Source organism: Campylobacter concisus, from assembly GCF_902460845.1.
Classification (GTDB): Bacteria; Campylobacterota; Campylobacteria; order Campylobacterales; family Campylobacteraceae; genus Campylobacter_A; species Campylobacter_A concisus_X.
Window position 1 is genome coordinate 292,152 of sequence record NZ_CABPVS010000003.1, and the last position, 14,049, is coordinate 306,200.

Sequence of the window (14,049 nt, forward strand, 5' to 3'; positions counted from 1 at the left end):
ATATAAAATTTGCGCCTAAATCTTGATAGCTTCGTAAGTAAAAACGTAATAAAATCTAAAAAATTTCAAAAAAAGAATCTTTAATGGACGAGTTTTTAAATCACGCTTGGCATTTAAATAAAATTTACGCCAATACCGATGCGAGCGTGCCTTTTTACCCAGATCTACTGGCGCTTCTTTTATCTTGTGACGAGAAAAATTTAGATGAGTTTATGGCTCTTGCTGAGTTTAGAACTATCTTAAAAAAGCTAGGTGTTGGACTTGATATCTTTAGCATACAAAGCGCCCAGCTAGCCACACTAAAAGCACTAAATGAAGCAAAAATTTCAAGCGATGAACTTGTAACCCGCTTACAAAAGCTACGTGATGAAAAGATAATTAGCCATGAAAAATTTGATTTTTTAATAAAATTTATAAGTAAAAACTCAAATCAAAATAAGGCTGAAATTTCTAATGCGAAGCCAAAAGATCACTTTCACAAGAGCCTGGATTTTCTAAATGAGATAAATGAAAAAGCAAGCATGCTTGATGAAGATAAAGAATTTTTACTAGCTTTAAAAAACGCCAAAAAAAGATCAAACGAAACGCTTTTTAACATCGCAGTAAGTGGCATCATAAACTCTGGCAAATCAACCCTTTTAAATGCCCTTTTAAACAAACGTGTTCTTGGTGCTTCAAATGTGCCTGAAACCATAAATTTAACCATCTTAAAGCACGCAACAACTAGCCATGCAAAGGTAAATTTTTATAGCCCAGATGAGCTAGAAAAGCTTGGACTTTCAAGTAAAAATTTACCAGCTAGTAGCGTAGAGATCAGCCTAGATGAGATCAAAAACTATACATCTTCAAGCTCAAAAACGGCAAATCTCGTAAAAAGCGTAGAGCTTTATGATGATTTGGAGCTTTTAAGAGATAATGTCTGCATTATAGACACTCCGGGCATAGATGATGCGATCGTTTTAAGGGAGCAGATCACTACAAATTTTATGAAAGAGTGCGACCTTTTAGCACATCTCATGAATGGTTCGCAAAGTGCAACGCAAAAAGACGCACTATTTTTGAAAAAATGCCTTGAAAACTCGCACATCGTAAGAGTTGCTATCGTGCTAACTCACGCTGACGAGTTAGATGCAAAGGATATTAATGAAACGCTTAACTACGTAAAAAAGGCGATCGGCGAGCAGATAAATGACATCAAGATAGATTATTTTGCCCTTAGCGCGAAAGCTTATCTTGATGGCGCTTTAAATAGTGGCGTGCCGGAGTTTAAAGAGTATCTTTACGATGTGCTTTTTGGCAAAGACTCTAAAAAATCAGCTCTAATTTTAAGCTCATATCAAAAAGAATTGCAAAATATTTTAAAAACGAAACTCGAAGCCACAAAGGCTGAAATTTTAGAGCTTAAAGCATTTGGTTTAGAGCTAGAAGCTTTGCAAAACGAGCAAGCAAATATCAAAAATTCTCTTAATGAAAATTTCACAAAACTTGAAAGGCTTTTAGAAAGCGAGCTAAAAAAACTCGATGATAAAAATGTAAAAGATATCTATAAAATGGGGCTTGAAGCACTACTGCAAAATCTAAATGAAAAGCTTAAGAGTGAGATTGCTTACTGCAAAAATAAAAGAGAAAATTTAAATCTAAAACGTCTTACACAAATAGCAAAAACTACACTTTGTGACGGAGTTGCGGCACTCATGAGAGAGGCTAGAAATGAAACTTTGGTGCAAATAAAGTCATGCGAGCAAAATATTGCTTTAAGTTTTGATGGCTTTAAGGTGAGTGAAAATAAAATTTTTAGTATAAATGACTTTTTAAAGCAAATGGGCGTAGAGCTTGATTTTAGCGAGCTTTTAGATGAGCTTGAAGCTAAAATTTTAAGCAGAAGTGAGCCAGATGAGGCGCTTTTAAGTTTAAGACAGAATTTACTTAACAATAAAAGCATATCACAGTTTTGCGAGACACTAGCAGAACATGAAAAAAAGCTGTTAAAAGAGCGAGTAAAGGCTTATGAAATGAGCCAAAAAGAGGCTTTAAGCCAAAGACTTTTGGTGCTCAATGAAAAACTTAATGAGCTAAATTTACAAAATCAAAGCTCGATTTTAAAGCTTAAACAAAAGACCTCCTTACAAGATGAAATTTGCTCACTTTTAGAGGATATTAAAAATGTTTAATGAGTTTATAAATGCCTACAAAGCGAGATATTTTAAGGTTTTTACAAATGATTTTAAGGGCGAGCTAGCTAGGCTCGTAAATAATCTAAACGATCCTAGTTTGCATATAAGCGAGCAGATAAAAGAGAGCTTAAATTTACTAATAGACACTTTAAATGAACCACCGCTAATAGCTGTTATCGGTCAATTTTCAAGTGGGAAATCAACATTTTTAAATGCACTTCTTGGCCAAGATATCTTGCCATCAGGACTAACTCCAGTCACCGCAAAGGCTGTGAGACTAAAATTTGCAAAGATGCCACTTCTAAGCGTGAAATTTATAAACGGTAGCGAAAGCCTGCTAGCAAGTAGCGATCTAGCCGAGCTAAATAAGTTAGGTGAGCAAGTTTCTAGTATGACGCTTTATGCGCCAAGTGAAATTTTAAAAGAGATAAATTTCATCGACACTCCTGGACTAAACTCGCTAAGAGATGCTGATACAAAAGAGACAAAAAATACGCTAAAAAAGGTTAGTGGCGCGATATGGCTAAGCCTTGCAAATAACGCCGCAAAGGCAAGTGAGCTTGAAAGCATTAAAGAAATTTTAAAAGTCAATGATCTAAAAGCGATCTGCCTAATCAACCAAAAAGACAAGCTAAGTGAGGAGGAGCTTGAAAGTTTGCTAAAGCACGCTAGACAAACTTATGGCGAGCTTTTTGAGGATGTCATCGCTATCTCGTCAAAGCAAGCTCTTCTTGGTATAACAAATAATGACAAAAGCCTACTTGAAGCTTCAAATTTTAACGAAGCTCTAAAGGCTATTAAAGAGTGCTTTTTGAACAAGAGCTTTAAAGAAAATTTTATAAAAGCAAGAGCAAAAAAGATCGTAAAACTCCTAACTAACGAGCAAGAAAAACATCTAGAAATTTATGATAATGCGCAGTTTATTTTAGATGAATTTAGTGGCTCATTAGGTGAGAGGCTGGAGGCGATAAAAGAGGAGTTTAAACCAAAGATCGCTTTAAGATATAGTCAAATGAGTGAAGTTATAAAACTTGCTGCCGATGAGGTATTTAAGCTACTTAAGCCATTTTCAAAGACGAAATTTAACGCTTCAAAGACGCTTTTAAACAAAGAAATTTATAAGCGTGAAAATTTTGAGGTAATAAGTCTTGATAGCGACGAAGTCTTTTCAAAACTTATCTACGAAGATGTGGTTTTTAATAAATTTTTTAAACGCTACAAAAAAGATCTAAAAGAGCTAGAAAATGCAATAACCTCAGCGTTTAATGAGCTTTATAAAAATTTAGAGGATAAATTTTTAATATACAAATCTCGCTATGAAAATTATGCTAGCTTTGATGATCAAGTCTTGGCTTACGAAACAAAATCCATAAATACATATGCCGGACGGACATATGAAAATTTTTTAAGAGAGTATGAAACGGCTAAATTTAAGGCCATACAAAAGGTCTCTTTGTTTTTTGAAAAGCTTGATATAAAACTAGCTTCAAACTATGAAAACGCGCTCAAACTCGCGGTTTATTTTATAAAACAAAAGATAGAAAAGACGCTAGAGTCGCACCTGCAAATGAATACACCACTTTATATCCCAAGTGCAAAAGACGTCTATGAGCGTATGCTTGATGCGTTTAGCCTTTATGAGTTTGAAGCTTTAATGTGCTCAAATAGCTCGTTTTTAAATAAAATTTTGCTTGATATAAAAAGCGATTTTAATGAAATTTATACTTTAAAAATAGCAATGCTTGATGACTTAAAAGCAAGAGTTAAAGAGCAAATTTCAAAGATCGAAGAGCTTTGTGAAAATTCATTATTACTAAGATAAATAAAAAATTTTTAAAGCTTAGAAGCTATCCATTTAAGGATAGCTTTTATTTTATGCGTGCATTATGCCGATCTTTGGTGCGTCAAATGCTGTCACGCGCTTTGGCACGCCTTTAAATTTCTCGACATTCACAAGGCTTGTGTGAGCGGTGTTGCTCTGGCTCATCTTGCTTGATGGCACGTCTTTTGTGAGCACATTTAAATTTCCGTGCAAGCAAAGGCTCTTCTCGCCTGGCACATCTGGGTCATACCAAGCGCCCTCGCTCACGATGACGACGTTTTGTGGCACGTCCTCGGTCACAAAGGCACCGCACAAAATTTCGCCCCTGTCGTTGTAAATTTTCACCACGTCGCCCATTTTTATCCCCCTAGCTTCGGCTGTTTTTGGGTTTATGAGCACTGGCTCGCGCTCTGCGATCTCGTTAAAATGGCGAAGCACGGAGTTATTTAGCTGCGAGTGAAGTCTAAATTTAGAGTGCGCGCCGCTGATGGCGATAGGGTATTTTTTATTTTTTGCGCCCAGCCACTCAAATGGCTCAAGCCACGTCGCATGCGGTGGGCAGTCATCGTAGCCAAAGCCAGCGACCGTCTCAGAGTAAATTTCTATCTTACCAGATGGTGTTTTTAGCGGATTTGCCACTGGATCGTCGCGGAATTTCTTATAGTTTGTAAAGTAACGTTTTTTCTCATCGATCTTGTCAAATCTAAAATATCCCTTCTCCCAAAATTCCTCAAAGCTAGGCATGCTCTCATACCCAAGCTCAGCAGCCTTTTTAACGGCATCTTCATATATTGTCTTGACCCACTCTAGCTCACTTTTACCCTCGCTAAATGCCTCTTCCCTGCCCCACTCTTTGGCGATCAGCCTTGCGATCTCAAAGTCGCTCTTACTCTCGCCAAATGGCTTAACTAGTGGCTTCATCGCAAATAGATACTCGCTTGTAGAGTTTGCCATCTCGATGTCTGTTCGCTCGTACTCAAGTGCAGCTGGCAAGACAATGTCGCTAAATTTAGCTGTACTTGTCCAAAACGGCTCGCAAGTGATGATAGCATTAACGTTTCGCATAGCTTTTATCGCTCTATTTGCGTCAGGATGCCTTGTGAAAGTCGAGCCATTTGCGTTAAACATCACTCTAATCTTTGGCAGTTTATAGCTCTTGCCATTTCTTGTTATCTCCTTGCCTGGCTTAAGAAGTGCGTCTATTAGCCTTGAGTTTGGCATGTCATAGCCCTTAGTCTTTGGCACTAGGCCGCTATCGATAAATCTTTGTGGCACTTTTGTCTCAAAAGCCGCTAGTTTAGGCGCTATGAAGCTCTCATCAGCATTTTTGTGCATGCCATCATTTGTGACAAAGCCACAACCCTCTTTGCCGATGTGTCCAAGCATCGCATTTAGCGTCACAAGCGCCCAGTATGCCATCTCGCCGTGATCTTGCCTTTGTATGGCATAGCCACTAACTATAACTGAGTCGTTTTTAGCTAGGTCTTCACAAAAAGTTGCAAGATCTTGCTCGCTCACACCACAAATTTTGCTTGCCCAAGCTAGGTTTTTATTGACCCCATCTTTTGTGCCAAGCATATACTCTTTAAATTTATCAAAGCCAACTGTGTATTTTTCTATAAATTCTTTGCTGTAAAGTCCCTTTTCAAAAAGGTAGTTACACATACCTATCATCATCGCCGTATCGGTGCAAGGCACGACTTCAAGGTATTTTGAGTCAAAGTATTTTGCGCTATCGTTGTGATAAATATCGACGCTATAAATTTTCATCTCGCCGCTCTCGCCTTTTTTTCTGATCTCATCGTAGTATTTATATGAGTTATGAAGCGGTACGCCAATGGCGATCTTGTTTGAAACGACTGGGTTTGTACCCCAAAATACGATCGTTTTGGCGTTTTTTAAAATAGCCTCCCACTTTGTTGGCACTAGCGCAGGATCGACGAAGCCAGTGACGTGAGGCATGATGACAGTCGCTGTGCCGTATGAGTAGCCGCCAAGCTCATTTACATAGCCACCAAGCACGTTAAGTAGCCTTTTTGCGGTCTTTTGGCTATGCCCTACTTTGCCAAGGCTACCCCACTGATAAACCTGTCCGTAGATCGCTTCAGCACCGTATTTATTAAAATTTTCTTTTAAAATTTTTGCACTTAGCTTTATAGCCTCGTCCCAGCTCACACGCACAAATTCCTCTTTACCACGAAGCTCTGGTTTTGGGTTGTTTGGATTGGCTAAAAAGCTCTTTCTAACAAATGGATATTTTACCCTGCTCTCGTTTTGGATGTAGTCAATGACTGCGTTATTTAGCTCGTTTGGATAAGCATCGCCCTCAAATGGCACGGTCTCAACCACGCGCCCTGCGATAGTTTTTACATAAAATGGGCCAAATTTATTTGCGCTTAGTCCGCTTTGTTTGTCAAATAACGCTTGCTCTGCGCTTCCAAGCTCTTTTGCTTGAAGGCTAGCCGCGCCTAATGCGCTCAATCTTAAAAAGTCTCGTCTTTTCATTTTCTCTCCGATTTTGGTTAAATTTATTATTTTTGGTTGGTTTTAGAAATTATAAATTTAGGGTTTTGTATCATTTCATCGTTTAAAGGCCTTGTAATGTAATACGCAAACTTGCGTCTAAATTGCGCTATTTTAGCCAAAATTTTTAAAGGATGAGCAGATGATTGGATTTTATGTAAATGTAAAGTTAAAGGCTGGGTGTGAGGCGAAATTTGAAGAAATTTTAAAAGAGATCGTGCCAGCTTCAAGGAAAGACAAAGGCTGCATAAGCTACGAGTGCGGCATGGTTGTGGGCGGTAAAAACGAATACTGTTTTATGGAAATTTGGGAAGATCTTGCAAGCCAAAAAGAGCATATGAAAAGCGCTCATATGGTGAAAAACGCAGCCGCGCTGGAGGCTTGCAAAGAGAGCCAAGAGGCAAAAATAGTAAATTTTGTGAGCGTAAAGGAATAATATTTGCTTTAAAAAGGGCAAAATCCACAAAAATGAGCGAAGAAAAAATGCTTGAGATGATAAATGCGACTGCTGATATTATATTTATGGCCGTACTTAGGGGGCGAGTGAGCTTTGAAGCTTGTAAAAAAGATAGGGAATTTATCGACTCTTTAAGAGAAGAGCTACTTGGCAAAAATCCAAATAAATTTAAAATCGCCCAAAACTCATACCAAATGATCGCTATTTTTGAAAAATACCGCAATAAAAAATAATTCCACTTAAAATTTAAATCCATTTGCCGATATAGTGTTAAAGGATTTGACATGATAAACGCACTAAATGGATTTAACCAAAGCTTTAGCTATCAAGACGCTTTTAGTAAGCACCAAGCCACAAACGCAAATTTAAATAAAGTAGAAATTCCCACCAAAACCGCGGACATCAAGCATCTATCGCTCTCTGGCTACTCGTCAAATGATAAAATTTCTATCTGGGGCAAGATAAATGGCATAGATAGTTCTATGAGTAAAGACGAGGTTGCTAGCCTTAAAAATTTCGTTGATAGCACGAAGCTTTGGCGACTAAATTCCATCATCACTAGCGAGAAAAACGGATTTAGCGTAGATGAGTTTAACAAAACCTATAACATATCTGCTAGTGCCACCGACAACCTGAAAATTCTAATCAATCACGCCAATGGCACGCTTTATCTAAGCCGTGAGGCTACAAATTTGCTAGACTCTGATCTAAGTATCGATGAGTTTAAAGATAAATGGCTGGAATTTACCGCAGAAAGGATACTTGGCGAGCACGCAAATGTAAAAATTTCTTTTAAAGACGGGGCTTTACATTACGAGCAAAGCTCAGATAAAAAACGTATAGAATTCTTAGGTCAGCCTATGTTGCACCGCGTAAGCTACGCTGATAAAAATAGTAAAGATGAGTTTTTAAAATTTCTAAAAACAAGTTTTGAGAAAGGCGAGAGCATCGCTGATGTGCTGCAAAATATCGCTCTTACGCCGGTTAGAGAAAATGGCGATGAAGAGATGGAAGAAGAGAAATTTAAGCCTATGCAAGTTACCAAAAAGAGCGTGACTTACACTGATAAAGATGTAAAACGTGAGTTTTTTGAGGAATTTATCAGGCGCGAGGTCGAAAATGGAGCAAGCTTTGATGAACTAGTGCAAAAGCTAAACAAACTAAAACCAAAGGATATCCTCGCTTAGCTTTGGCTTTAGGCTAAAATTTTAGGGGCCGCTTAGCTCTTTAAATTTCTACTTAGATTTGAATTTAAAAAGCCAATTTAGCCAACTAATTTAAAAAGCTAGCTTATCTTAATAAATTTTACTCGCGTTTAAATTTTAAGAGTCAGCCAGCTTGGCTCACCAAATTTCTACTTTGGATTATTTATACTTATCACCATATTTTTCTCATCAAGATATAGCTTAGCTGCCTCTTTGATGTCCTCATTTGTGATGGCTTTTACCGCACTTATGTACTCATCAGCCGTATAAAGTGGCGTGTTAAAAATTTTATTTGAGATGATGAGCTTTTGCCAAAACTCAGGCTTTTCGTAATCTTTTTTTATAGAAATTTCACTCTGTGCCTTAAAATCCTCCAAATGCTTTGGCAAGATCGCGCCACTACTCTTGATGCTAGCTATTATCTGCTTTATCTCGGTGATGATCTTGTCCGTGTTTGTAGGATCACAAGTAAAACTAATTAGCATATCTGAATGCTCAAAAGGATAGCGCGAGAGCTTGGCATTTAGGCTAAAGCCATATGTTTGACCCTTATCTTCTCTGATCTTTTCTCGAAGCGCTGTTTTTAAAATTTCACTTAATGCCCTTAGTTTAATCGCTCCTTCAAAGCTATATTTAGCGTCAGAATTTATGATATTTATGCCAACATCGCTTCTTTTTGTGCTTTGATACTTCCTTTTAAAGGTGTGCTGACCCTTGATACTTCGCACGCCATCGTCTTTAAACTCTTCAGTCTCGTCAAGCTTTGGCAAAGTGGCGATATACTTTTTAATAAGTGGTAAAAGCTTCTCTTCATCGGTATCGCCGATGATTACAAAAGTATATGAGCCTGCATTTGTAAATTTATCTTTGATGATCTCTTTTAGTTCATTTAGTTTTAGCGCATCGATATCAGTCATCTCAAGCGGCGCGACACGTTTATTATTTTCATAAAAAAATTTGCTAAATTCGGTGCTAAATTTATATTCAGGTAAATTTTGCTCTTTGCTTAGCTCATCTTTTGCTCTTTGCTTTATCCTCTCAAGCACGTGCGAGTCGGCTCTTGGAGCGTTAAATTCTAAATTTATAACAGCTAGCAGCGAGCTAAGATCGCTGGTGCTTGATGAGCCATAAAATCCTTGCGTAAGACCCTCAATATTCTTTTGATAGCTTACGATCTTGCCATTTAAAATTTTTGATAACTCATAGTTATTAAATTTGCCAACGCCGCTTTCATTTGTGAGCGCTACTGCAAAGCCACCAAGCTTTGGATCAGCCAAATTTGATGTGCCTCCTTTGCTGACGGCTGCAAACAAAACGCTATCTTTTTTAGTAGCTAGTGGCTTAAAGATAACTTGCGAGCCATTTGACATTTTGTAGGTATAAATTCCATTTTTTTCATCAAAGCTTCTTGAGCTTATCTCTTTTGGCTCTAAATTTTCATTGCCTAGGCTCTTATCGTTGTTATTAGCAGATAGGTTTGTGTTATAAGCAGGCGCCTTGGCAAAAAGCTTTAAAAACTCATCTTTGCTAAGCTTATAACCATCTTTGCTAAAAATTCTTACACGCTCATCAGAAATGGCCAAAATTTGTCTAAATCTAGCATTCACGTCAGCTAGCGTAATCTCGTTTAATAGCTTTAAACTAAGCTCTTTGTCGTCTTCATCGCTTAACACAAAGCCACCATTTTCTATCATATTTAAAATTTGTCCTGCGTAAGCACTTGATTTTTTAGTCTTTGAGCGTTTAAACTTTGCATCCACATTTGCCACAAACGCCTTTTTTACATCTTCGAAATCTTCTTTATTAAAGCCAAACTCTTTAATGCCTTTTATAACACCAAGCATATCTTTAAGGCTTGCGTTAAAATCGCCTCCAAGTACATTTGTTTCAAAACTATAAATTTTCTGCTTTGCTTGAAGTGTTTGAGCTATAAAATCAGTGCTTAAATTTGATGAATTATTTGCATTTTTTTGCTCATAAAGCATATTTATTAGGCTTGCGATAAGTGCGTCTTCTAGATTCCTCTTTGCATCAGCTTCATTTACAACCGGGCTAAATTTATCAAAATAGCTAAGTCTAACTAGCTCCATTCCAGTTTCATTTGAGTCGTAGTTAAAAATATTTAAACCACTTTTAAAGCTGATATTTTTTTCTGGATGAATGTAAGAATTTGTATTTTTTGCTTGGCTAAAGCTTTTTTCGATTAAGCTTTTTATCTCATTTTTATCAAAGTCGCCAACAGCAACAAAGCTCATAAATCTTGGCTGATAAAGCCTCTCGTAAAATTCTTGCATGTGCTTAGCATCTACGCTTTTGATGACGTTCATATCGCCTATTGGCACTCTTTTTAGATAGATGCTGCCCTCAAAAATATCCTTTGTTTGAGCCAAATAAAGCCTATATCCTGGCGTATTTCTCTGACGCTCTTCCTCCATGATGACGCCACGCTCCTTATTAAGCTCCTTAGGATCGATTTTAACGCCATCTATCCAATTCGAAAAGACCTTAAACGTATCTTGTAAATTTTTCTCATTTACATTAATCGTTAAGACATAACTCGTCTGATCGTAGCTCGTCTGCGCATTTAGATCAGCTCCAAATTTCACACCAAGGCTCTCAAGCTGCTTAATGAGCTCATTTTTGCTAAAGTCACGGCTGCCATTAAATGCCATGTGCTCCAAAAAGTGAGCAAGACCTTGCTCGCCGTCTTTTTCATCAGTTGAACCAGAATTTATAACAAGATAAAAAATAGCTGTTTTTTGTGGAAATTTATTCTCTTTGATATAGTATTTTAGCCCGTTTTTTAGCTCTCCATTTAACATATCTTTATCATTTTGAAGCGCAAAAAGACCCATTGCTAGACAAAAAAGCAACAAAATTTTTCTCATTATTTTCCTTTTTAAATTTTAATCGATAGACAAAGCAGAATTTAGCATAAGCCTGCAAATTTGCAGGCTAGAAGATTATTTTAGGTCGTATTTTTTAAGTAAAGCTTCGTAGCTTCCGTCTTTTTTCATGTCATCTAAAATTTGATTTATTTTCTCTATTAACGCACTCTCTTTTCCTTTATCAAAAGCTATTGAAAAGCCCTCGCTGCCATCAACTTCTTTGAAAAATGCTTCAAGTTCTGGATTTTTCTTAATAAAGCCATATCCGATAGAGCTATCAAGGATGACTGCGTCAAATTTGCCAACTTTTAATCCCATGATGAGTGGCACAGTATCCTCTGAAGGCACTACTTTTACGCCATTTATAGCATTTGCTGCTAGCTCTTGGACGGTGCCTTGTTGCACGCCAACTCTTTTGCCAGCTAGCTCTTCTTTAGCTTTTAGTGCGTCATTACCTTTTTTCTTTAGATAGAGGTTTTCAGTTAGATAGTATGGCTTTGTAAAATCAATCGATTTTAATCTATCTGAAGTCGCACTCATCGCACTTATGATGCCATTTATTTTGCCAGCTTTAAGCGCTGGGATAAGGCCATCAAAACTCATATTTATGATCTTGTATGAAAAGCCTGCACGCTTTGAAATTTCATCGATTAGCTCGATGTCAAAGCCTGTTATTTTGTTATTTTCATCGATATACTCAAATGGTGGATAATTCGCCGCTGTACCAAATTTTAGCTCGTTTGCACAAAGAGCAACAAAAGCTGTAAGTAAAAGAGCAAAGATCTTTTTCATAATAGTGTCCTTTAAGGTGATTTAGTGGCTTAATTATCAGTATTTCTCTATTAAAAATTGTTTAAATCCGTAATAAAAGAAAAATGCTATAAATATATCGTATAGCAAAGTAGCATATAAATTTTTATAGATAGGTTCTATCCCTTAATTATCTTAAGGGATAAAATAGTAGGAGCTCTAAGAGTAAGTCAAAGATTAAAATTTACTTTTTCTAACTTCGTTTACTATTGCCTTAGCCATGTCGTCAACATCAGATGTTACTTCATTTGCTTTATTGACAATTGATACATTTTCTTTTGTAAGTGTGTCTATTTGCGCAACTGATTGGTTTATCATATTGATTCCCTCACTTTGCTCTTTTATAGATTCACTCATTTCATTGATTGATTGAGCTAGTACATTTGTATTTGCTTCGATCTCTGTTAGAGACTTTTGAGTTCTTTCAGCCAGTTTTCTAACCTCATCTGCAACAACCGCAAAGCCTCTACCATGTTCTCCTGCACGTGCTGCCTCGATCGCGGCATTAAGAGCTAGTAAATTTGTTTGATCAGCTATATCTCTAATAATAGTTATGATGTTTTTGATCTCGTCACTTTGTCTAATAACATCAGATGTTTTTTGAGATATTGCATTCATTGAACTTGACATTTGCTCTACTGCGGCAGCAGACTCTTGAAGTGAGCTTGCTTGTACATTTGCGCCTTGAGTTAGTTCTTTCATTGACTGACTTAAAGACTCAGCCTTTTCTTCTAGCACATGGGCTTGATCTAAATTTGCTTTTAACATCTTGGCTATCTCTTCACCAAGAGCATTTATACCAACCGCCATTTTACCATCATCTTCAAGCCTTTTAGTAAAGTCTTGTTTTTTAAAACTTTCTAGTAGATTTAACACGTCGTCGCCATTTTCTGCAATAGCATGTTTAAGTGCGATTTGTAAGTCTTTAAAAGTTTGTTTTAGCTGGCTAAGTGCAGGATTTGAAGTATCTGCATTAAGCTGAGCTACGTAGTTACCTTTGCCGATTTGATTTACAAAAGTATTTGCTTCTTTAATGAAATTATTTTGTTCAGATAAATTTGCCTCGATTTGTTTGATATTCTCATTTATCAGTGCACTCATCTGTCCGATCTCGTCGCTACCACTACGATCTAAAAATTCAGCCTTATTAGATTTATAATTTAAGAAGTCAAAAAATCTAACTAAGCCATTTTTAGTCTGATCTATACCAGAGATCAGGTTTTTACCTATTAATGTAGATACTAGCAACATAAGCAAAATACAAATCGCAATCACAATAGAACTTATAATAAGTTCGGTATCTGCCTCGCCTTTAATTTGCTTTGCATCTTTTTGCATATTATCAAGCAGCTTAAGCTCAAGCTCTCTCATAGCATCTATCGTAACACTTATCTTTGAAAACCAACTCGCTGCGTCATAAGATGCATCTTCAGTAGTAACTACATTTTTAATAATATTCATAGCATCTATAAAATCAGCCTTTTTTCTAGCGATGGCATCAAATTCTTCGCTAAATTCTTTTGGGTTGTAATCGTCAAAATCCTGCATAAATTTATTTATAACGCTATTTAGTGCAACTACTTTGTTATAGTCCTCTTTGCTTATACTTTTTTTAGTAAAAATTCCATTTAAAGTTGCACGCAAAATACCAAAAGACTCTTTTATCTCACCAACAATAATGATACGCTTTAGATCATCTACCAAGCTAGGCTCGAGCTTATCACTATATCCATTTATAGCAATAACCTCTTTTCTTAAAATTTTTGTTATACGACTAATTAGATCATTGCCACTTTTTTGATCTACATTTGAGCGGATACTATTTATCTCTGAAACTATTTCATTTTTTTCTTCAAGCTTATCAAGCGCAGCATCTACTTTTTTACGCTGCTCTAATAAATTTTTATTATCCCCTCCTGCTAGCACACCTGAGCTAAATCCGCGTTCTTTTTGCATTTCATGGATAAAATTATTTTGATTTATTATTGTATCCACGATTTTCTCGCTAAATTCTGCTTTTGAGCGAGTTTTTAAGATACCATTTAGCATGTATGCACTCATGATACCAAGGCCAATAAGACTGACGATAACTATCGCCATAATCTTAGATTTAATACCTAGATTATTCATTTTCTCTCCTTTTAGTTTTTCTTAATATCTGCTTCAAAAA

The 14,049-nt window shown here is 36.7% G+C and carries 9 protein-coding genes; 5 read left to right on the plus strand and 4 right to left on the minus strand.

The genetic code is table 11. The features are described 5' to 3' along the window. Positions 1 to 83: 83 nt before the first annotated feature. Together F3H00_RS04550 and F3H00_RS04555 are read left to right on the plus strand one after the other, a co-directional pair. Entirely contained in the window at positions 84 to 2,171 is a 2,088-nt protein-coding gene (locus F3H00_RS04550) for a dynamin family protein (RefSeq protein WP_148798836.1), read from the plus strand. After that, positions 2,164 to 3,996: a dynamin family protein gene (locus F3H00_RS04555; RefSeq protein ID WP_148798834.1), complete on the plus strand. Its 1,833-nt coding sequence runs from the start codon at positions 2,164 to 2,166 to the stop codon at positions 3,994 to 3,996. The genes F3H00_RS04550 and F3H00_RS04555 overlap by 8 nt, the downstream gene beginning before the upstream one ends. 51 nt (positions 3,997 to 4,047) lie before the next feature. On the opposite strand, the gene F3H00_RS04560 is transcribed toward F3H00_RS04555, so the two are convergent. After that, entirely contained in the window at positions 4,048 to 6,501 is a 2,454-nt protein-coding gene (locus F3H00_RS04560; protein ID WP_149703727.1) for a molybdopterin-dependent oxidoreductase, read from the minus strand. Positions 6,502 to 6,661: 160 nt separating this feature from the next. Between F3H00_RS04560 and F3H00_RS04565 the strand changes: the two genes are divergently transcribed. From F3H00_RS04565 to F3H00_RS04575, 3 genes are read left to right on the plus strand one after another with little or no spacing between them, the layout of a single operon-like run. Further along, a complete protein-coding gene (locus tag F3H00_RS04565; RefSeq protein ID WP_149703728.1) occupies positions 6,662 to 6,955 on the plus strand; it encodes a putative quinol monooxygenase in 294 nt (97 codons plus the stop codon). 32 nt (positions 6,956 to 6,987) lie between these two features. After that, complete coding sequence (locus tag F3H00_RS04570) at positions 6,988 to 7,209, plus strand: hypothetical protein (protein ID WP_021091847.1); 222 nt, start codon at positions 6,988 to 6,990, stop codon at positions 7,207 to 7,209. Positions 7,210 to 7,260: 51 nt separating this feature from the next. Continuing rightward, positions 7,261 to 8,163: a Cj0814-related protein gene (locus tag F3H00_RS04575; RefSeq protein ID WP_149703729.1), complete on the plus strand. Its 903-nt coding sequence runs from the start codon at positions 7,261 to 7,263 to the stop codon at positions 8,161 to 8,163. A gap of 167 nt (positions 8,164 to 8,330) precedes the next feature. Here F3H00_RS04575 and F3H00_RS04580 read toward each other — a convergent pair whose 3' ends face one another. From F3H00_RS04580 to F3H00_RS04590, 3 genes are all read right to left on the minus strand, one after another. Beyond that, on the minus strand, positions 8,331 to 11,069 hold the full coding sequence (locus tag F3H00_RS04580; protein WP_149703730.1) for a M16 family metallopeptidase: 2,739 nt from the start codon (positions 11,067 to 11,069) through the stop codon (positions 8,331 to 8,333). Between the two features lie 75 nt (positions 11,070 to 11,144). Further along, positions 11,145 to 11,861, minus strand: a complete 717-nt coding sequence (locus tag F3H00_RS04585; protein WP_087579056.1) for a transporter substrate-binding domain-containing protein — start codon at positions 11,859 to 11,861, stop codon at positions 11,145 to 11,147. A 195-nt stretch (positions 11,862 to 12,056) separates the two neighbouring features. Then, positions 12,057 to 14,009 (minus strand): methyl-accepting chemotaxis protein, encoded by a 1,953-nt coding sequence (locus F3H00_RS04590; protein WP_103629478.1) that lies wholly within the window; start codon positions 14,007 to 14,009, stop codon positions 12,057 to 12,059. Positions 14,010 to 14,049: the final 40 nt, after the last annotated feature.